Origin of the sequence: Maribacter sp. 1_MG-2023 (assembly GCF_030547005.1) — a bacterium.
In the GTDB taxonomy this organism is placed as follows: domain Bacteria; phylum Bacteroidota; class Bacteroidia; order Flavobacteriales; family Flavobacteriaceae; genus Maribacter.
This window is the reverse complement of sequence record NZ_JAUOPN010000006.1, coordinates 164,207-184,286: the sequence shown is the minus strand read 5'-3', so window position 1 is coordinate 184,286 and position 20,080 is coordinate 164,207. Positions and strand designations below refer to the sequence as shown.

16 protein-coding genes are annotated in these 20,080 nt (G+C 34.2%); 9 read left to right on the top strand and 7 right to left on the bottom strand.

The features are described from left to right. Positions 1 to 21: 21 nt before the first annotated feature. Both Q4500_RS09130 and Q4500_RS09125 read right to left on the bottom strand, forming a co-directional pair. A complete protein-coding gene (locus Q4500_RS09130) occupies positions 22 to 969 on the bottom strand; it encodes an alpha-E domain-containing protein (RefSeq protein ID WP_282076027.1) in 948 nt (315 codons plus the stop codon). A 9-nt stretch (positions 970 to 978) separates the two neighbouring features. After that, the gene (locus Q4500_RS09125; protein WP_303599379.1) at positions 979 to 2,442 is read right to left on the bottom strand and encodes a circularly permuted type 2 ATP-grasp protein; all 1,464 of its coding nucleotides are present in this window, start codon (positions 2,440 to 2,442) and stop codon (positions 979 to 981) included. A gap of 194 nt (positions 2,443 to 2,636) precedes the next feature. Here Q4500_RS09125 and Q4500_RS09120 point away from each other — a divergent pair, with 194 nt between their 5' ends. Both Q4500_RS09120 and Q4500_RS09115 read left to right on the top strand, forming a co-directional pair. Further along, positions 2,637 to 5,045: a zinc-dependent metalloprotease gene (locus Q4500_RS09120; RefSeq protein ID WP_303599378.1), complete on the top strand. Its 2,409-nt coding sequence runs from the start codon at positions 2,637 to 2,639 to the stop codon at positions 5,043 to 5,045. An 18-nt stretch (positions 5,046 to 5,063) separates the two neighbouring features. Further along, positions 5,064 to 6,086: a low specificity L-threonine aldolase gene (locus tag Q4500_RS09115; protein ID WP_303599377.1), complete on the top strand. Its 1,023-nt coding sequence runs from the start codon at positions 5,064 to 5,066 to the stop codon at positions 6,084 to 6,086. On the opposite strand, the gene Q4500_RS09110 is transcribed toward Q4500_RS09115, so the two are convergent. Next, positions 6,079 to 6,393: a DUF1508 domain-containing protein gene (locus Q4500_RS09110; protein ID WP_303599376.1), complete on the bottom strand. Its 315-nt coding sequence runs from the start codon at positions 6,391 to 6,393 to the stop codon at positions 6,079 to 6,081. The two genes, Q4500_RS09115 and Q4500_RS09110, sit on opposite strands and share 8 nt — an antisense overlap. A gap of 192 nt (positions 6,394 to 6,585) precedes the next feature. Here Q4500_RS09110 and Q4500_RS09105 point away from each other — a divergent pair, with 192 nt between their 5' ends. Further along, complete coding sequence (locus Q4500_RS09105) at positions 6,586 to 7,686, top strand: OmpA family protein (protein WP_303599375.1); 1,101 nt, start codon at positions 6,586 to 6,588, stop codon at positions 7,684 to 7,686. Between the two features lie 436 nt (positions 7,687 to 8,122). Here Q4500_RS09105 and Q4500_RS09100 read toward each other — a convergent pair whose 3' ends face one another. Both Q4500_RS09100 and Q4500_RS09095 read right to left on the bottom strand, forming a co-directional pair. Then, positions 8,123 to 8,575, bottom strand: a complete 453-nt coding sequence (locus tag Q4500_RS09100) for a thioredoxin family protein (protein ID WP_299799248.1) — start codon at positions 8,573 to 8,575, stop codon at positions 8,123 to 8,125. 41 nt (positions 8,576 to 8,616) lie between these two features. Next, positions 8,617 to 8,943, bottom strand: coding sequence for a YbaB/EbfC family nucleoid-associated protein (locus Q4500_RS09095; RefSeq protein ID WP_299799249.1), 327 nt, complete (start codon positions 8,941 to 8,943; stop codon positions 8,617 to 8,619). 126 nt (positions 8,944 to 9,069) lie between these two features. Here Q4500_RS09095 and Q4500_RS09090 point away from each other — a divergent pair, with 126 nt between their 5' ends. The 3 genes from Q4500_RS09090 (at position 9,070) to Q4500_RS09080 (ending at position 13,626) form a co-directional block, all read left to right on the top strand. Continuing rightward, complete coding sequence (locus Q4500_RS09090; RefSeq protein WP_303599374.1) at positions 9,070 to 11,127, top strand: S9 family peptidase; 2,058 nt, start codon at positions 9,070 to 9,072, stop codon at positions 11,125 to 11,127. Positions 11,128 to 11,206: 79 nt separating this feature from the next. Then, the gene (locus Q4500_RS09085) at positions 11,207 to 12,247 is read left to right on the top strand and encodes a PLP-dependent cysteine synthase family protein (RefSeq protein ID WP_299324888.1); all 1,041 of its coding nucleotides are present in this window, start codon (positions 11,207 to 11,209) and stop codon (positions 12,245 to 12,247) included. Between the two features lie 119 nt (positions 12,248 to 12,366). Continuing rightward, positions 12,367 to 13,626, top strand: a complete 1,260-nt coding sequence (locus Q4500_RS09080; RefSeq protein ID WP_299799252.1) for an aminotransferase class I/II-fold pyridoxal phosphate-dependent enzyme — start codon at positions 12,367 to 12,369, stop codon at positions 13,624 to 13,626. A gap of 68 nt (positions 13,627 to 13,694) precedes the next feature. On the opposite strand, the gene Q4500_RS09075 is transcribed toward Q4500_RS09080, so the two are convergent. Both Q4500_RS09075 and Q4500_RS09070 read right to left on the bottom strand, forming a co-directional pair. Then, complete coding sequence (locus Q4500_RS09075; protein ID WP_303599373.1) at positions 13,695 to 14,813, bottom strand: GTP cyclohydrolase; 1,119 nt, start codon at positions 14,811 to 14,813, stop codon at positions 13,695 to 13,697. A gap of 88 nt (positions 14,814 to 14,901) precedes the next feature. Beyond that, positions 14,902 to 15,987, bottom strand: a complete 1,086-nt coding sequence (locus tag Q4500_RS09070; protein WP_303599372.1) for a transporter — start codon at positions 15,985 to 15,987, stop codon at positions 14,902 to 14,904. Between the two features lie 87 nt (positions 15,988 to 16,074). Here Q4500_RS09070 and Q4500_RS09065 point away from each other — a divergent pair, with 87 nt between their 5' ends. From Q4500_RS09065 to Q4500_RS09055, 3 genes are read left to right on the top strand one after another with little or no spacing between them, the layout of a single operon-like run. Beyond that, positions 16,075 to 16,329 carry a DUF4834 domain-containing protein gene (locus Q4500_RS09065; protein ID WP_303599371.1) on the top strand — a complete coding sequence of 85 codons (255 nt, stop codon included), beginning with the start codon at positions 16,075 to 16,077 and terminating at the stop codon, positions 16,327 to 16,329. Between the two features lie 32 nt (positions 16,330 to 16,361). After that, positions 16,362 to 18,797, top strand: coding sequence for a YfhO family protein (locus Q4500_RS09060; RefSeq protein ID WP_303599370.1), 2,436 nt, complete (start codon positions 16,362 to 16,364; stop codon positions 18,795 to 18,797). Beyond that, entirely contained in the window at positions 18,797 to 20,068 is a 1,272-nt protein-coding gene (locus Q4500_RS09055) for a glycosyltransferase family 4 protein (RefSeq protein ID WP_303599369.1), read from the top strand. Before Q4500_RS09060 ends, Q4500_RS09055 begins: the two co-directional genes overlap by 1 nt. The last annotated feature ends 12 nt before the right edge of the window (positions 20,069 to 20,080 follow it).

The window sequence follows — 20,080 nt, the reverse complement described above, 5'->3', positions numbered from 1 at the left end:
AATATACCTTATTTAACCCGTCTAATAGCTAAAAAATTCCTCATCTACCTTGTCACTAATGTCCACAAGACTTTTAAGAATATTCTCTATAAATGATTTAATATCCTTGTCTATTTCTTCAATGTATTTAAACTCATATTCAGACCTGACTCTGCCAATTAAAAAAGCAGTTGAATCTTTATTATATCGCTTTTCGGGGTTAAGCATCTTTACATGCTGATTAACCTGGTTTAAAGAGTTCATTACAGACCTAGGGCAATTAGGATTTAAAATTAAAAACTCTAATGTAGAGATGCTTGTTGGGGTCTTTTTATAGAACCTGCGCATCATATCATAAGACTCTGCACATTTTAATAAAGTGGTCCATTCAAAACTTTTGCTGAATCTATCGTTTTCACCATCTTGAGAAAGTAATGCATCGTTATATTTTGCATTGATCATTCTAGTTATTTGAGTAGCTCTTTCGATGTTTATCCCCATTGAAATAACAGCATACGTGGCATCATGTAAAAGTGTTCCTCTTATTTTACCTCTTAATATATCTGTCATTTCTGCTACATGTGTTGTAAAATCATGTAGTCCGTTTTTAACAAATATCTCTTTTGGGTAGTTTATTACAAAATGATAAAATTTGTTGATGGCCTCATATAGCTCTGTAGAAATTAAATCTCGAGCACTATTGGCGTTTTCTCTAGCAAACTTTATATTATTTATTATAGAGGCGCCATACGTTGGGTCAAGCCCAATTTTATAAAGTACATCTTCTTCTTTTAAAAATTTTTCTGCATCCTTTTCAGGGTCACCTACCATGAATAACATAGAGCGTAATACAAACTGCCTGTCTTGAGATTTTAGATTTGGTGCATCTAACGATGAAAAATAATTTACATTTAAATATCTTGCTACGTGTTCTGAACGTTCAATATAACGTCCCATCCAAAATAAGTTATTGGCTACTCTTGCTAACATATAGTTTCTTTATTTTTTTAGTACCCAAGTATCTTTAGATCCGCCACCTTGAGATGAGTTTACAATTAAATTGCCTCTTTTTAAGGCAACACGGGTTAATCCTCCTTTTAAAACAAATTCCTTATCCTTTCCAAGAACAGTAAACGTTCTTAAATCTACGTGTCGTTGTTCAAAAGATTCTGTGTCGTCTATATAGGTTGGGTGAACAGATAATGACATAATAGGTTGAGCAACATATTTTCTAGGGCTAGCTTTAACTTCAGCTTTAACCTTTTCTATTTCTGCTTTGGTAAGCTTGTTTCCTATTGAAATACCATAGCCGCCAGCTTCATCTACTGGTTTAATAACAAGTTCATGAATATGTTCAAGAACATATTTTAATTCATCGGGTCTGCTACAATGGTAGGTGTGTACATTATTTAATATAGGTTCTTCGTCTAAATAGTACTTTATGATCTGTGGCATATACGTGTACACTGCTTTGTCATCTGCCACACCTGTACCTGGAGCATTTGCTAAAGTGACATTACCTTTTTTATAAGCGGCGAACAAGCCTGGTACACCAAGTACAGAATCTGGGTTAAATTCTAAGGGGTCAATAAATTGATCATCTATTCTGCGGTATATAACATCGACTCTTTCTGGTCCTTTGATAGTTTTCATATATACAAAATCGTTTTCCACAAAAAGATCGCGACCTTCTACTAATTCTACACCCATTGTTTTAGCTAAGTATGAATGCTCATAAAATGCCGAATTATACATGCCAGGGGTAATGACAACTACATTAGGTATATCTACCCCTTTAGGTTTAGCTGATTCTAAAAGTTCTAAAAGGTTTTCTGCGTAATTGGTAACTGTATGTGTTTGGTAGTGATTGAATACTCCAAACAGGGCTTTTTTAAGTGCTGTTCGGTTACATATAACATAGCTTACGCCAGAGGGGCACCTTATATTATCTTCAAGAACATAATATTTACCGTCGTTATGTTTAATAACATCTGTACCTGAAATGTGATTGTATATTCCGCCCGGTGGATTTACACCGTTCATTTGATCCAAGTAATTCGCAGAAGATGTTATAAGGTCTATAGGAACGACTTTATCTTTTAGAATTTTCTTGTCATGATAAATATCCCATAGAAATAAATTCAAAGCTTTACTTCGTTGTATAGATCCACGCTCTATAATATCCCATTCGACGGGGGCTATTATTCGAGGAAATAAGTCGAAGGGAAAAATCTTCTCTTGTACGTTATTGTCACCGTATACCTGAAAAGTGATTCCTTGATTGAAAAAAGAAGATTTGGCTTTATTGTTTAATGATACATAATCAATAATTGAATGTTCGCCATAAAGGTTGAATAGTTTTTGGTATACCTCCTTAATTTTTCCATTCTTATCATAGATTTCATCATATAAATCTGGATTTCTTTGGTAAGAAGAAAAAATTTGATTTTCAATGTTGGTCATATATTTTCTTTTGTTAAAAGGTACATGATAAAAAGCAATAAACAAATGACATTTTTATAATAATCGATAGCATTTTTCTTTATTCTGTAATTATTCGATAGCTTTTTTAACAAGTATAGTATTTATAATTTAGTTAGCCACAGCTGTTTTACATTCATTAGTTTTTCTATACTTTTAAGCAAAACTTATAGAAAATGAGAAAGAATTACGCACTTCTGGTTGGGCTGGTATTACTATCTGTTAATATGTTATCTGCACAGTTTAGTGATCAAAAGAAGAACTTTACTAAGTACGAGGGGCTTTATGATTTTTATTACGATGGTGATACTGATAAAATCTTTTTAGAGGTTGACAATTTAAATGAAGAGTTTTTATATGTCTACTCTTTAAGTAGTGGAATTGGCAGCAATGACATTGGTTTAGATCGAGGTCAATTAGGAGATGAGCAAGTAGTATTTTTTAAGAAAGCTGGGAACAAGCTATTGTTGGTTCAGCCAAATATGAAATATAGGGCGATTACCGATAATGAATTAGAGCGCAAATCTGTTGAGCAGGCTTTTGCAAAATCAGTTTTATTCGGTTTTCCTATTGTAGAGGAGAAGGGTGGTACATATGTTATTGATATTACCGATTTTTTAATGCAAGATGCTCACGGTGTTTCTAACCGTTTAAAAAGAACAGAACAGGGTTCTTATAGCTTAGATAAATCTAAAAGTGCATTTGCTTTGGATAGGACCAAAGCATTTCCAAAAAATGTAGAGTTTGATGTTACCATGACTTTTAAAGGACAAGCAAAAGGAAGATATATTAGAAGTGTTGCGCCGAATGCTAATTTGGTTACCGTTGCAGAACACCATTCTTTTATCGAGTTGCCAGATGATAAATATGAAAAACGTGTATTTGACCCTAGATCAGGTTCTTCTCCTTTTAATTATTATGATTATGCGACTCCTGTTGAGTCAAATATTTTAAAGCAATTTATAAGAAGACATCGATTAGAGAAAAAAGATCCTACGGCAGCAGTTAGTGAAGCGGTTGAACCAATTATTTATTATTTAGATAATGGTACGCCAGAACCTGTACGTTCTGCTCTTTTAGAAGGTGGTCGTTGGTGGAACCAAGCTTTTGAGGCAATAGGCTATAAAGATGCCTTTCAGTTAAAAATGTTGCCAGATGATGCAGACCCCTTAGATGTGCGTTACAATGTAATTCAATGGGTGCACCGCTCTACAAGAGGTTGGAGTTATGGAAGTAGCATTACAGATCCAAGAACTGGCGAAATTATGAAAGGGCATGTAAGTTTAGGAAGTTTGAGAATACGTCAAGATTTCTTAATTGCCCAAGCATTAATGAACAAACCTTTTGCTGAAAGAGATGATAACTACCAGCCAATGTTAGAAATGGCAATTGCGCGTATTCGTCAGCTGTCAGCTCATGAAATAGGACATACATTGGGTTTTGCGCATAACTATGCAGCAAGTACAACTAACAAGGCATCTGTTATGGATTATCCGCATCCGCAGTTTTCACTAATTGATGGTAAAGTTGATTTTGCAAATGCCTATGAAGTTGGAATAGGTGATTGGGATAAGGTAACAGTAGCTTATTCGTATCAGAACTTTATTGAAGGTGAAAATGAAAAAGATGGTCTAAACAAAATTTTAGATAAAGCCAAGGCAGACGGACTCCGTTATATTACCGATCAAGATGCACGACCACAAGGTAGTGCCCATGTATTAGCTCATTTATGGGATAATGGACCTGATGTTAGTAAAGAATTAGATGATATGTTGAAGCTACGAAAAGTGGCTATAGCTAATTTTTCTGCGGATAATATTCAAGATGGTACTCCATATTCAGTTTTAGAAGATGTATTTGTGCCGTTATATTTTTTTCATAGATACCAAACGGAAGGTGTAGCAAAAATTATAGGAGGATTAGAATATAACTATGCTATAAAAGGTGACGGACAAGAAGTTGTTGCTATTGCAGATAAAGCAATACAAGAGCAAGCATTAAAAGTAGTTTTAAAAACTTTAGATGCTAGTGAGATCGCGATACCTAAAGATAAGTTAAGCTTGTTTCCACCACGTGCCTTTGGTACGCCAAGAACAAGAGAATCTATTAATGGAAAAACGGGTGTTTCTTTTGATCCATTGTCAGCTGTTGAAACTGCATCAGATATGACATTGACTTTTTTATTACATCCAGAGAAAGCATCAAGACTAATTCAGCAAAAAGCAATTGCTACAGGTAATGTTGGTTTAGATGAGGTTTTAAATAAATTGATTGCAGCGACTATTAATAAGAAGCAGAAAGATGCTTATTTGAGCGAAGCTCAGACCACCATTAATTTTAGAGTGTTATTTCATATTATGAATTTGGCGGGTCATACAAATGTGCATCCACAAGTAAATGCTATAGCATCTCAAAAATTAAAAGAGTTGCGTACTCAATTTAATAAGGATTCAGGTTCAAATGCAATTAGTGCAGAAATGGTGAAAAGAATAAAAACATTTAGTGAGCATCCAGAATTATTCAAAGTGATACCTTCACCAAAGATTCCTGATGGTTCACCAATAGGGATGAGTTGTTTTCATTAATTCAATTTTACAGTTTTTATGCTAATTAATCTTATCAGTGATACGGTAACAAAGCCTACGCCAGGCATGTTAGATGCTATGATGTCTGCAGCGGTTGGTGACGATGTATTTAAAGAAGACCCCACAGTAAATGCTTTGGAAGAAAAAGCGGCTAAACTTTTTGGAATGGAATCTGCGTTGTTTTTCCCTAGTGGTACTATGACCAACCAGACAGCAATTAAATTACATACGCAGCCTGGTGAACAATTGATTTGTGATAAATATGCGCATATCTATAATTATGAGGGTGGGGGAGTAAGTTTTAATAGCGGAGTCTCTTGTAGGTTGGTAGATGGTGAAAGGGGTACAATGACCGCTACACAGGTAGAAGCTGCAATTAATCCTCCGGATTTTTATCATAGTCCGTTGTCTTCTCTAGTATGTGTAGAGAATACTGCGAATAAAGGAGGTGGTACTTGTTGGGATTTTCAAGAATTACAGAAAATCAGAAAAGTCTGTGATGATCATAAATTAGGTTACCACTTAGACGGAGCCCGTTTATGGAATGCCATGGTAGAAAAGAATGAGACTGCATTGCAATATGGTCAACTTTTCGATACTATTAGTGTTTGTTTAAGCAAAGGTTTGGGTTGCCCGGTAGGTTCTTTGTTGATTGGAACTAAAGAGCATATGGATAAAGCGCTACGTATTCGTAAGATTTTTGGTGGTGGTATGCGCCAGTCTGGCTTTTTGGCTGCCGCAGCAATATATGCTTTAGATAATAATGTCGATAGATTGGCAGACGATCATAAGAAGGCAAAAGAAATTGGAAAGGCATTAGTTTCAAAATCTTTTATAAAAAAGGTAGAGCCTATAGAGACCAATATTGTCATTTTTGAAATAGATGAATCTTATATGACCAGTGAACAATTTGTAAATACCTTAAAAGATAAAGACATTTTGATTATAGGAATGGGGCAAGGAAAGTTAAGAATGGTTACCCATTTAGATTATACAGATGACATGCATAACGAATTATTAAATCAATTAAAATTTATTTAACACCTATATCTAAGCTGTTAGATATGTTTAAAATGCCATTTTCCATACCGGCTTCAGAGGAATAAAGTCCGCTGGAGCCAATTATTTTTCCTTTAGAATTTTTTAATTCGACTAAAAATTTACCATCTGTATTTGTTTTGCGTTCAAACAATTTACCATTGGTGTTCTTCAGTAGTTTAATATCCTTTAAGGTGCTATCTATTTCGTTCTCAGTATTAAACGATACACTCTTTAATAATGTGTTACCATTATCAGACTTTAATATAAACTGATAAAATCCATCTTCTTTTTTGTCAATCTTAATCATATCACTAAAGATAAATAATATTTTCTCTGCTTTTTAGTGACTTTTTAAATAATGCTGTGTCTAAACTATTGAGAAGTTAATCCGTTTAACTTTTGATTAAGAAAAAGATTACAAAAAGTAAGGTAATTCTTATTCAAATGTTAAAATATTAACATAAATTGCCAAATATTAACTATTAAAATCCTTATCAAAATGAAAAAAGTATTATTCCTAGCAGTTGCATTTTCAGCTTCTTTTGCAATGGCACAAGATTTGCCATCGAATCCAGAACCTGGTAAATGTTACGTTCGTTGTACAACTCCAGATGTTTATGTAAATGAAACAACTACTGTTACAACGAATCCGTCGTACAAAATTTTAAAAACGATTCCTGCTACATTTAAGACAATTACAGAACGTGTATTAGTGAGAGAAGAAGAAAAAGTACTAACAGTAGTTCCTGCTAAGTGGGGAACAGAAACTGTAACGTACGTATCTAAAGGAGGTGGAAATTCTTTACAGGTGATCCCTGCTTCTTTTTCTCCTAGCACACAAACATTAGAAATAAAGCCAGCTTATGCTCAATGGGAGTTAGGTGTTGCCGCTCCTGATTGTGAGTCTGGTAATCCAGATGATTGTAGATACTGGTGTTATAAAGGGTATCCTGCACAATTTGAAACTGTTTCAACTCAAGTTCTTGCAAATGATGCATCTACCACGAGTTCTCCATTAGGTTCTAAAAATGGATCGTACACTAAATCAGTATTGATTTCTCCTGCAGCGGTTGTTGAGAAAATTATTCCTGCTGAATACAGAGAAATTACTAAAACTGTATTAGATAAAGATGCTTACACTGTTGAAGAAATAGTTCCTGCTAAAACTACTACACTTACTAAAGAAGTTTTAAAAGAAAAAGGTGGTTTAACTACATGGAAAGAAGTAGAATGTGCATTAGTTGAGTACCAAGCATTACCTATTAACTGGGATTCTGGTAGCGCTACATTAACTTCTGCGGCAAAAAGCATTATCGATAACAGATTATTACCTGTATTAGCTCAAAACCCTGGTGTTAAAGTTGAATTAGCTTCTCATACAGATTCTCAAGGTGGTGCAGCTTCTAACCAAAACCTTTCTGAAAGAAGAGCTAAGGCGGTTGCAGATTACTTAATCTCAAAAGGTGTTAACTCTAGCCTTTTAGTAGCTAACGGTTACGGTGAAACTAAATTATTAAACAGATGTAGTGACGGTGTTTCTTGTACTGCAAGAGAGCACGCTGCAAACAGAAGAACTCAATTTAGATTAATTAATAACTAGTAATTAAGTTATTCATTGAAAAAGGGCTTACATAAAGTAAGCCCTTTTTTTATGCGTTAAAGTTGCCATTCTTTATGTACAATGCTTTTTACTTACGGTCTATTGTAATCTATACACAATAGGTTATGGTCATAAAGATTCTTCGTAAATAGCTTCATGGTTAATAATAATGGTATTAAGGCTTTAGTACGAAGATTTGGTTTAGTTAGCAAGATATGTAGTTGGATATATTGTTATTAGACTATAGATATAAGATATAGGAGGTGAGTTTAAGCTTTATAATGAAGTTGTAAGCGTTGAGGTTATCTATGTTATTATGGTAAAGAGAATTGAATATTTGTCAAAGCTTTATTTTAAATCTTGTTTACAGAGGTATATAAAAATAAAAAGGGCTTACATGATGTAAGCCCTTTTTATATATTGGTAATTATTTTTATTACTTATTCTTTTCTAAAAGTTTAAGATGAGAATCTATAACACCGTTCATGCTGTAGCCAGATAATTTATCTAATTCATTTCCTTTAGAATCTATTACCTTAAACATCGGAAATACCTTCTTCTTATTCAGTTTCGTCAACAATTCTTTGTTATGAACCATTTGCTTCTCTGAAATTAAATCTCTGTTTCTAGGTACATCTATATATAGAAGTATATAATTGCTTGATAATTCTTGAAACTCGTTAGTATCGAATAAATCGGTCTTTAACATTTTACAAGGCGGACACCAGTCGCTACCTGTAAAATATACTAGTACATTTTTATGTTGCTTTTTCGCTTTTGAAATAGCAGAATCATAATTGGTAAGCCATTTAGAATCATCTACACTATTAAAATCTGCTTGTGCAGAAGCCACTAGTGGAATCATGAATAATAATATTATATACTTCATAATTAATATTTAAAAGGTTAACTACAAATAACTTGCCAATCTTACTTAAATAACGAATCCATGCCAGGAATATTGGGCATTCCGTCCTTAGCAACAGCTGCTAATTCGGTTTCGTTAACGTTAGTTGCATTTTTTATAGCCTTGTTTAAAGTTAGTATTAAATAATCTTCTAATTGCTCTTTATCTTGCAAAAGACTGTCATCTATTACGATTTTCTTAATTTCTCGGTTTGCAGTTATGGTAACTGATATGGTACCGTCATTGGACTTTTCTTCTAATGTTACGGTGTCTAATCTTTTTTTAGTTTCTTCTACTTTTTTTTGGGTCTCTTTAAGTTTTCCCATCATACCCATCATATCTCCAAACATAATATCATTTTTAGATTTAGGTTGTAAAAGTACTAAAAATAGGAGTATTTCAGTTTTTCAAGCTAATAAAACGGGGGTCTATGAATTAGTCTTATTTTTGCCATCTTATTTTATAAAGAAGTTCATATGGCTCTTAAGCATCCGCCAAAGGCGAAAAAAATTTCCAAAGAATTAGTTAAACATGATGATGTTCGTTTAGATAATTATTATTGGCTAAATGATAAGGAGAATAAAGATGTTATTTCATATTTAGAGGCAGAAAATACGTATTACGATTCTTTAACAAAGCATACCAAAGATTTTCAAGAGTCTCTATTTCAAGAAATGAAGGGTAGAATTAAAGAAGACGATTCTTCGGTGCCTTATAAGCTAAATGGTTATTGGTACAGTACCCGTTACATAATAGGAGGGGAGTACCCTTTGTATTCTAGATTTAAGCAAAATTTAGAAGCTACTGAAGAAATTATATTCAATTGTAATGATATGGCTAAAGGTCATGACTACTTTAGTCTTGGCGGTATAGCTATTAGTCCAAATAACAAGTTGGCTGCCTTTGGGGTAGATACGGTATCTAGAAGGCAATATACACTTCAAATAAAAAATCTTGAAACAGGCCTGATTTTAGATGATAAAATAGAGAATACAACAGGTGGTGGTGTTTGGGCAAATGATAACCAAACGCTGTTTTATACGCGCAAAGACCCTGTAACGCTGCGTTCAGATAAAATTTACAAGCATAAATTAGGTACACCGACGTCTGAAGATGTATTGATCTTTCACGAAAAAGATGATACGTTTAGCACATTCGTATACCGAACCAAGTCTAAAAAGTATTTGGTAATAGGCTCATTTAGTACGCTAACTTCTGAATTTCAAATTCTTTCTACGGATAATCCTGATGGGGAGTTTGAAGTATTCTCGCCTAGAGAAAGAGGGTTAGAATATACTATTTTTCATTATGAGGATAGCTTCTATATTTTAACGAATAAGGATAAAGCAGAGAATTTTAAGCTAATGCGTACTTCTGAAGAGGAAACTTCTTCTGAGCATTGGCAAGAATTTATTGCCCATCGTGAAGAGGTGCTCTTAGAGGATATCGATATTTTTAAAGAATACTATGTGCTTTCTGAACGTGAGAACGGACTTAATAAAATTAGAATTATTCGTTGGGATGGTAGCGGAGAGTACTTTTTGCCTTTTAAAAGCGAAACATACACAGCTTATGTAGGTAGTAATCCTGATTTTGATACTGAGATTTTGAGGTATTCTTATAACTCTATGTCAACACCTAGTTCTGTTATTGATTTTAATATGAGAACTAAGGCGAAGGAAATCAAAAAAGAACAAGAGGTACTTGGTGGTCTATTTGATAAAGACAATTATAAAGAAGAACGTAGATGGGCTACCGCAAGAGATGGTGTAAAAGTGCCAATGTCTCTTGTGTATAGAAAAGATACTGTCTTAACTGAAAATACACCCATTTTGCAATATGCATATGGATCATACGGCTCAACAATTGACCCCTATTTTTCTACCGTTAGGTTGAGCTTGCTAGATCGCGGATTTGTATTTGCCATTGCTCATATTAGAGGAGGGGAATACTTAGGGCGCAGATGGTACGAGACTGGGAAGTTGTTGAAAAAGAAAAACACGTTCACGGATTTTATCGATTGTTCTAAATTTTTAATTGCACAAAAAATGACAAGTGCCAGTCATTTATATGCCATGGGTGGTTCGGCAGGTGGCTTGTTGATGGGGGCGATTATAAATATGCAACCAGATATTTATAACGGGGTAATAGCTGCAGTACCTTTTGTAGATGTTGTAACAACAATGTTAGATGATTCTATACCACTTACTACGGGCGAATATGATGAATGGGGTAACCCGAACGAAAAGGACTATTACGATTATATGAAATCGTATTCTCCTTATGATAACGTTATTGCTCAAGAATACCCGAATATGTTGGTGACAACAGGGTTACACGATTCTCAAGTTCAGTATTTTGAACCTGCAAAATGGGTTGCTAAGCTAAGAGAGTTAAAAACTGATAACCGTATATTGTTAATGAATACCAACATGGAAGCAGGTCATGGCGGTGCTTCAGGAAGGTTTGAGTCTTTACGTGAGGTGGCTAAGGAATATGCATTTCTTTTAGATTTAGAAGGAAAAATCGCATAGTGGAAAAAAATCAGTAAATTTGCATCAGAAATTTTAACAAATTTCGTTCATATAATAATTAAACATTGATATCCCCCTTATGAAAAATGAGATCAGGGCTTACAACAATATTTTAGAACTAGTAGGTAATACACCACTAGTTAAATTAAATAGAATAGCAGAAAACCTTACTGGTAATTTTTACGCCAAGGTAGAAGCATTCAATCCAGGACACTCTTCTAAAGATAGAATTGCGATTCATATTATTGAGCAGGCAGAGAAAGCAGGTATACTTACCGAAGGCAGCACAATAATAGAAACAACTTCAGGAAATACAGGATTTAGTATTGCAATGGCAAGTATCATTAAAGGGTACGATTGTATACTAGCGGTTAGTTCTAAATCATCTCCAGATAAAATAGATATGCTTCGCTCTATGGGAGCAAAGGTATATGTATGTCCAGCGCACGTTAGTGCGGATGATCCAAGGTCGTACTACGAAGTGGCTAAAAGATTACACAAAGAAACTAAAGGTTCCATATATATTAATCAGTATTTCAATAAGCTGAATATGGAAGCGCATTATAAATCTACTGGTCCTGAGATTTGGGAACAAACTGGCGGACAAATAACGCACCTTATTGCGTGTAGCGGTACAGGTGGTACTATTTCTGGTACAGCTCGTTTCTTAAAAGAACAAAATCCGAATATCAAAGTTATAGGTGTTGATGCTTTTGGTTCTGTATTAAAGAAATATCACGAAACAGGTAAATTAGATACTAACGAAATCTATCCGTATAGAATAGAAGGTTTGGGTAAAAATCTTATTCCTGGTGCTACAGATTTTACTGCTATAGATGAATTTATTAAAGTAACCGATGCTGAAAGTGCACATACGGCTAGAGAAATTTCTAGAACAGAAGGTATTTTTGTAGGGTATACTAGCGGTGCGGTAATGCAAGCTATTAAGCAACTTGATGAACTAAATACATTTGACGAAAATAGCAACGTAGTTTGTATTTTTCCTGATCATGGTTCTCGCTATATGAGTAAAATATATAGTGATCAGTGGATGGAAGATCAAGGATTCTTGAATACTGAAACAGTTGAAGAGGCACAAGAGATTCAATATATAAAGTAAATTTTATACAATAGAGTATTAAATAAAAAGTGGGTTTATAGCCCACTTTTTTGCATTATAAATAATTTATGAATTTTTATCAAAATTATTTACTTTTGCAGACAGATCCAAATTAAACAATGAAAGACTTATTTGATAGAATTTTAGCGAATAAAGGCCCTTTAGGTAAATGGGCTTCACAAGCGGAGGGATACTTTGTGTTCCCTAAGTTGGAAGGTCCTATTTCTAATAGAATGAAATTTCAGGGGAAAGATGTTATCACCTGGAGTATAAATGACTATTTAGGTTTAGCAAATCTTCCAGAGATAAAGAAGGTTGATGGTGAGGCTGCAGCTGAATATGGTTCTGCATACCCAATGGGAGCAAGAATGATGAGTGGTCATACTGAGTTTCATGAGCAACTAGAGCAAGAATGTGCTGCTTTCGTACAAAAGGAAGCTTCTTACTTACTAAATTTTGGTTACCAAGGTTTTATGTCTGTAATTGACGCTCTTGTTACTAAAGACGATATTATAGTTTACGATGTAGATTGCCACGCTTGTATTATTGATGGTGTGCGTTTACATATGGGTAAGCGATTTACGTTTGTGCATAATAATCCAGAAAGTTTACAAAAGAACTTAGAGCGCGCTACTAAATTAGCTGAGCAGACTGGTGGAGGTATCTTAGTTATCTCTGAAGGTGTATTTGGTATGCGTGGTGAGCAAGGTATCTTAAAAGAAATCGTTGCTCTAAAAGAAAAATTCAACTTCAGACTTTTAGTTGATGATGCTCACGGTTTTGGTACTTTAGGTGAAACTGGTGCAGGAGCAGGTCAAGAACAAGGTGTACAAGACGGTATAGATGTTTATTTGGCTACTTTCGCTAAGTCTATGGCTAGTATTGGTGCATTTGTTGCTGCTGATCAAGAAATTATAGATTATTTAAAATACAACCTACGTTCTCAAATGTTCGCTAAATCATTACCAATGGTTTATGTAAAAGGAGCATTGAAACGTTTAGATATGTTACGTACGCAACCAGAGCTTAAAGCTAAACTTTGGGAGAATACAAATGCATTGCAAAACGGATTAAAAGAAAAAGGATTCGATATTGGTACAACAACAAGTTGTGTAACACCAGTATACCTTAACGGTAGTATTCCTGAGGCAATGGCTTTAGTTAAAGATTTACGTGAAAATCACGGAATTTTCTGTTCTATCGTTGTGTACCCGGTAATACCTAAGGGATTAATTCTTTTACGTTTAATACCTACTGCTACACATACATTGCAAGATGTAGAGGAGACTTTAACAGCTTTCTCTGCAATACGTGAGCGTTTGCAAAATGGTACTTACAAAAGATTATCAGCAGCTGTAGCTGCAGCAATGGGAGAATAATATCTCATTAAAGTATATTAAAAAGCCCGAAATCATTTGATTTCGGGCTTTTTGCTTTCGTCTTTTTTTTAGAGTGATTTTCTATACGTTCTTCTGCGCTTATAGATTTTAGGGTCAAAATGTTTCCACATTTGCTTGATAGCCAAGTTTTCTTCCAATTCGGGAGTTCTGTAGCACATATCAATACCTTTCTCATTAAATGTTTTGTGATATTCGTTGAATATAACAGCTGTTACTCCTTTGTTTTGATATTCGGGATCTATGCCTATCAAATAGAAAATAACATCTTTACTATTCTTCTTAGCCTTTAATAAGTGGATTAAGCCAAACGGAAATAACTTTCCCTTCGCTTTTTGTAGTGCTTCTGAAAATGATGGCATTACAATCGCAAAGGCAATTAATTTATCATCTTTATCTTTAACAAATTTTATATATTCAGGATTTATAAAGCTGATGTATTTTTTCTTGAAGTATGCTTTCTGTATTTCTGTAATTGGTACAAATGAAGAAAGGTTGGCGTACGTTGCATTAAAGAGGTCGAACATTTCGTCTGCCATAGGCATCACCTCTTTTGTCTTGGTAAAATTTACTTCTTTTAATCCGTAGCGTTTTTTTACTAAGTCATTCAGTCTGGTAAACAAAGCCGGATCTGCATTTTTAGCGGGAAACTTATTTTCCATGTATTCCTTTTCTTTTACAAAGCCTAAATTTTCGTAATGACTTTGATAGTAAGAATGGTTGTACCAAGTAATCATGGTGCCAATATGGTCAAAACCTTCTACTAGAACTCCAACCTTATCTAGATTTGAAAATCCAACAGGGCCTTCCATGTATTCTAGGTTGTGTTCATTTCCTATTTCCGCAACTTTATCTAAAAGTGCTTTTGAAACTTCTGGGTCATCAATAAAATCGAACCATCCAAAACGCATTTTCTTTACGTTTTGTTGATTGATTTCTAGGTGATTGATCACTGCAGCTACACGACCTACAATTTTATCTCCGTCCTTTGCAAGAAAAAACCATGCTTCTGCATCTTTGAAAACCGGATTTTTATCTTTATCAAAGCTTTCCAGCTCATCATTAATAATTGGTGGTACCCAATAGGTATTGTTTTTATATAGCGAAAACGGAAAGGTTACAAAGCGTTTTAAGTCTTGTTTTGTTTTAGCTTCATGTAGTGTGATCATTGAACTTCTTTAGAAGTGCCAATATTAGTGATATTAATTAACAAATTAAAGTGGTTGAGAATGAAAAATGGGGCAGAGTAGTGGTTCGTTAAAAGTCTATCTCGCTACTATCTTTCTTTTTCTTCTTTTCTGCTTTCTTTAATTTTTTTAGTTGCTTTTTAGAAGGTCCAAGGTCAATATCTTCTGCACCGCTTCCTTTTTCTTTGTTTTCCTTCTTTTTCTTTTTCATCGCCTTCTTATCAATAGCTCCCCCATTTTGGTCAGCGTCTTGATCTTCAATTGGTTTAAGCTTGTCTTTATGAAAATCCATTCTATACGAACCTCCTATTCCAAAGAATATGCGAGTTGGTGTATTTTTTAAACTAGCACCCATATTAAAATCTAACTGAAGATTTTCTTTAAGTAAATGTGCGATACCACCACGGATCAATAGATCTGAATAACGATCACTATCTATACCTTGGTGCTCAACAAACACGCTCCATTTAGGGTTTCTAAAGGCGTGCGATAATGAAATTGTATAACTTAATTCTGGATCATCGGTGGTGATACGGTCATATGCCGTATTAGTAATCAATACAAACCTAGGTGTTAATCTACTTTGAGTAGCTATCATACCTCGGTAAGATATTGTTGGTTCGCCGATGTAAAACGGATTGTCGCCTAGTACGAAGTTTACACCACCGTAAAGTGAAACAGCAGGTAAAAGGTTCTTTAATTGAAATTTGTTATTTGCTCTCCAACTATACAGATTTGGCTTATTTGCTTCAGGGTTTTTAAATGGATCATAAACAAGAAACTTTAATCCTAATCTATTTCTAGAAAAATCTCTACGCTTAGCAACCAAGTCGAAATTTAAGTAAGTAAGGTTCTGGTCTTGAAAAGTACCTTCGTAATTCAATTCTAGTTTTTCAAATAGTAATCCGTATCTCAAAGAAATATCGGTTCCCCAAATATTAGATTCCGTATTTAATAGTGTATGGTCTTTCTGTTCGTAAAACAAGCCCATTTCTGCTTGTACCACGTTTTTACCTACAGCATAGGTACTTACCGAAACTCCAGGTCTATTAGAATTTATTACATCTGTGTACTGTGAAATACCCACCAGTGGTAGAAGAAATAATAAGGTTAATACGTATTGATATGATTTAGAGTAGGCAAAAAGACTATTCATGAACACGATTTTATAATTATTTTAATAGTATGATTCTTTATATACAACGTGATAATTGTATTTTTGATATATCTTAAGTAAGAATAAATGGCTTTTTTAAAAACTATATTAATTATTCTTTTGGTGTATTACTTGCTGAAATTTTTGGCAAAGTTATTTGCGCCGAAAATATTGAACTACGCCGCCAAGAAAACCGAATCTCATTTTAGAGAAGCTTTTGATAATCAACGCCCTTTTAATCAAGAGGAAGAAGAAAGTGTTATTATCAATAAAAAACCATCTCGGAAAAAGAACGATTCTGAAAAAGTAGGTGAATACATTGACTTTGAAGTGCTAGACTAGTTATCTTTGTCTAAACACTACTTATTTAGCAAATGAAGCAAGGCTTAAAATTCTTTTTCATCCATTTTTTTGTTGTCGTATTTTTTATAATTGCTGCATTAGCATATTTTAGCCCAGTACTACAGGGTAAAGTTATGTACCAGCATGATATTGCCCAATATACGGGTATGGCAAAGGAACAGAACGATTTCAGAAAATCGAATGATCAAGAACCGTATTGGACAAATAGTGCATTCGGTGGTATGCCAACATACCAACTAGGGGCAAATTATCCACACAACTACATTAAAAAACTAGACCGTTTAATTCGGTTTTTACCAAGACCTGCAGATTACCTATTTCTGTATTTTATAGGTTTTTATATTCTTCTTTGTTGTTTAAAAGTAGATTATAGACTAGCTATTGTAGGTGCTTTGGCCTTTGGTTTTTCAACATACCTCATTATTATATTAGGTGCAGGGCATAATGCAAAGGCACATGCTGTTGCATATTTACCTGTGTTATTAGCAGGTATAGTTTTAGTGTTCAGAAAAAAATATCTCTGGGGCTTTGTTTTGACAGCGTTGGCTATGGCTCTTGAAATTACTGCCAACCACTATCAAATGACATATTATTTTATGTTATTGGTGCTTATTTTAGGAGTAGTGTATTTGGTGTATGCGATAAGAGATAAGCAGTTAAAACACTTCTTCGCATCTGTTGGTTTATTAGTATTAGCAGTTACATTAGGTATTGCTGCCAATGCTACAGGGTTAATGGCTACTAAAGAGTATGCCGATTGGAGTACACGGGGTAAAAGTGAATTGACTATAAACCCAGATGGTTCTCCAAAAGAAGATACTGGCGGATTAAGCAAAGCCTATATTACAAATTGGAGTTATGGTATTACAGAATCTTTAAACTTATTTGTGCCAAGACTTTTTGGTGGCGCAAGTCAAGAGAATTTGGGTGAGAACTCAAAATCTTATAATTATTTAATTGATAAGGGCTTGGCTAGATCAAGTGCATTAGATTTTGTTAGTGGTTTACCATTGTATTGGGGTGAACAACCCGGTACATCGGGTCCGGCATATTTAGGTGCTGTTATATTCTTTCTATTTATTTTAGGATTATTCTTGGTTAAAGGGAAACATAAATGGTGGCTACTTTTTGGTTCACTTATGTCTTTAGTATTATCATGGGGTAAAAACTTTAGTTCGTTAACTGATTTCATGATAGATTATTTTCCTTTATATGATAAATTTAGGGCGGTATCATCCATACAAATCGTATTAGAACTTTGTGTTCCGGTATTGGCAATTTTAGCTTTAAATAAATTATTTAAGGACAAAGTTCCGCAAGCGGATAAAATGAAATCTTTAACTATTGCAGCAGCAATTGTTTTAGGTTTAGGCGTTGTTTTATTAATGTTTAAAGGTGCTTTCCACTTTGTAGGTGTCAATGATGATAATTTGAGAATGACAGGTCTAGAAGAGTTGCCAGAAATGCTTTGTTTAGATCGTAAGAGTGTTTATACGAGCGATTTGTTACGCTCATTAGGTTTTGCACTGGGTACAGCGTTATTGATTTGGTTGTATTTAAAAGAGAAATTGAAAATGAACCTCTTGATAATTGCCATTGGTTTGTTGGTTGTGGTTGATTTAGTAGGTGTTGATTTACGATACGTAAATAATGACAATTTTGTGTCTAAACGTAAAATGTTAGAACCTTTTAAAGAAACTACAGCAGATAAAATAATTGCTAAGGATGACGGAGTATTCCGTGTTTTTGATCAAACCGACGGATTCGATTCTGCGAAAACAGCATATTTTCACCAAAGTATAACGGGCTACCACGCAGCCAAACCTGCCGGTATGCAAGACTTGTTTAATTTTCATGTGTACAATGGCAACTTGTCGGTTTTAAATATGATGAACATTAAATATGTTATCAGGCAAGATCAAGAGGGTAATGCTTTTCCTATTGAAAACCCCAATGCTAATGGTAATGCTTGGTTTGTTTCTCAATTACAATCTGTTGCAAATGCCAATGAAGAGATAATGGCTTTAGATAGTTTAGATACTAAGAATGTGGCGGTTGTTAATTCTTCTAAGTTTTCTGACATTTATCCATTGACTTATCAAGTAGATTCTACGGCGTCAATTACTTTAATTGATTATGAGCCTAATCATTTGACATATACATCTAAGAATAGTAATGAAGGTGTTGCAGTATTTTCTGAGATGTATTATGAAAACGGATGGAATGCTTATATCGACGGAAAAGAAAGTGATTACTTCAAAGTTGATTACGTATTAAGAGCACTTAAGATTCCTTCTGGCGAACATAAGGTAGAATTTAAATTTGAGCCAGATGTTGTCGTAACAGGAAGTAAAATCACTTTAGCGAGTACTATTTTATTAGGACTGGTTATTGTTGGTGGATTTGGTTTTTCTTTTTGGAAATCTAAAAAAGAAGAGGAAGCATAATGAGAAAGGTGCTGGTCATTACTTATTATTGGCCACCTGCTGGCGGACCGGGAGTTCAACGTTGGCTAAAGTTTGTAAAATACTTTAGAGACTTTGGTGTCGAGCCGGTACTATATATTCCTGAGAATCCTCATTATCCACTTTTAGATGAATCTTTTTTACAAGATATTCCCGATGATTTAAAAATCTATAAGCATCCTATAAAAGAGCCATATCGTATTGCGGCCATATTTTCTAGTAAGAAAACAAAGCGTATTAGTTCTGGAATTATTCAAACTAAAAATCAATCTTTTTTAGAGAAAGCCCTTTTGTGGATTAGGGGTAATCTGTTTATACCTGATGCAAGAAAATTTTGGGTAAAACCTTCTGTTACTTATTTAAAAGATGTTTTAGAAAAAGAGGGTATAGATACTATAATTACTACGGGTCCTCCGCATAGTGTACACCTAATTGGGTACTATTTAAAACAAACCATAACATTAAATTGGATTGCAGATTTCCGTGATCCATGGACAACTATAGGGTATCATAAAAAACTAAAATTGACATCATCAGCAGAAAAGAAACATAAGCAGTTAGAGTCTGATGTTTTAATCACAGCCGATAAAATTATTGTAACTAGTAATACTACGAAACAAGAATTTAAACAACTTACAAATAAATCAATTAAGGTCATTACGAACGGATTTGACGGTGATGTAGTAGTAAGTGATACACTAGACACCAAATTTACCATTGCTCACATAGGATCATTGTTAAGTGGTAGAAACCCTAAAAACCTTTGGAAGGTATTGTCAGATTTAGTTAATGAAAATATTGATTTCAAGAATGCTTTGCAATTACGCTTTATAGGTGTAGTCAGTGAAGAAATACTTGCGTCACTCGCTGAATTAGGTTTGCAAGATTTTATTGAAATTGTAGGTTATGTTTCGCATCAAGAAGCGCTGGCTTACCAAAAGTCTTCGCAGGTTTTATTATTGGTAGAAATAGACTCTCAAGATACCATTGGTATCATACCTGGTAAGTTATTTGAATATATGGCGGCAAAGCGTCCTATTTTAGGTGTGGGACCTATAAGTTGGGAAGTTGCTGGTATCGTTAATGAAACCGAAACAGGAAGAATATTTGACTATGCTGATGATATTGCATTGAAAAATGTACTTTTAAGTTGGTTTCAAGATTTTCAGAAAGGTGAATTACAGATAAGTTCTGGTAGTATTGAGCAATACAGTAGAAGGGAACTCACCCGAAAATTGGTCGAATATATTTAATGGGTATCGTAC

Bases quoted from the DNA above. Each gene is read 5' to 3' on its own strand.
- Q4500_RS09060 (WP_303599370.1), top strand. From the start codon at position 16,362: ATGAAGCAAGGCTTAAAATTCTTTTTCATCCATTTTTTTGTTGTCGTA.
- Q4500_RS09080 (WP_299799252.1), top strand. From the start codon at position 12,367: ATGAAAGACTTATTTGATAGAATTTTAGCGAATAAAGGCCCTTTAGGT.
- Q4500_RS09075 (WP_303599373.1), bottom strand. From the start codon at position 14,813: ATGATCACACTACATGAAGCTAAAACAAAACAAGACTTAAAACGCTTT.
- Q4500_RS09095 (WP_299799249.1), bottom strand. From the start codon at position 8,943: ATGTTTGGAGATATGATGGGTATGATGGGAAAACTTAAAGAGACCCAA.
- Q4500_RS09070 (WP_303599372.1), bottom strand. From the start codon at position 15,987: ATGAATAGTCTTTTTGCCTACTCTAAATCATATCAATACGTATTAACC.
- Q4500_RS09100 (WP_299799248.1), bottom strand. From the start codon at position 8,575: ATGAAGTATATAATATTATTATTCATGATTCCACTAGTGGCTTCTGCA.
- Q4500_RS09115 (WP_303599377.1), top strand. From the start codon at position 5,064: ATGCTAATTAATCTTATCAGTGATACGGTAACAAAGCCTACGCCAGGC.
- Q4500_RS09125 (WP_303599379.1), bottom strand. From the start codon at position 2,442: ATGACCAACATTGAAAATCAAATTTTTTCTTCTTACCAAAGAAATCCA.
- Q4500_RS09110 (WP_303599376.1), bottom strand. From the start codon at position 6,393: ATGATTAAGATTGACAAAAAAGAAGATGGATTTTATCAGTTTATATTA.
- Q4500_RS09130 (WP_282076027.1), bottom strand. From the start codon at position 969: ATGTTAGCAAGAGTAGCCAATAACTTATTTTGGATGGGACGTTATATT.
- Q4500_RS09105 (WP_303599375.1), top strand. From the start codon at position 6,586: ATGAAAAAAGTATTATTCCTAGCAGTTGCATTTTCAGCTTCTTTTGCA.
- Q4500_RS09085 (WP_299324888.1), top strand. From the start codon at position 11,207: ATGAAAAATGAGATCAGGGCTTACAACAATATTTTAGAACTAGTAGGT.
- Q4500_RS09090 (WP_303599374.1), top strand. From the start codon at position 9,070: ATGGCTCTTAAGCATCCGCCAAAGGCGAAAAAAATTTCCAAAGAATTA.
- Q4500_RS09120 (WP_303599378.1), top strand. From the start codon at position 2,637: ATGAGAAAGAATTACGCACTTCTGGTTGGGCTGGTATTACTATCTGTT.
- Q4500_RS09055 (WP_303599369.1), top strand. From the start codon at position 18,797: ATGAGAAAGGTGCTGGTCATTACTTATTATTGGCCACCTGCTGGCGGA.
- Q4500_RS09065 (WP_303599371.1), top strand. From the start codon at position 16,075: ATGGCTTTTTTAAAAACTATATTAATTATTCTTTTGGTGTATTACTTG.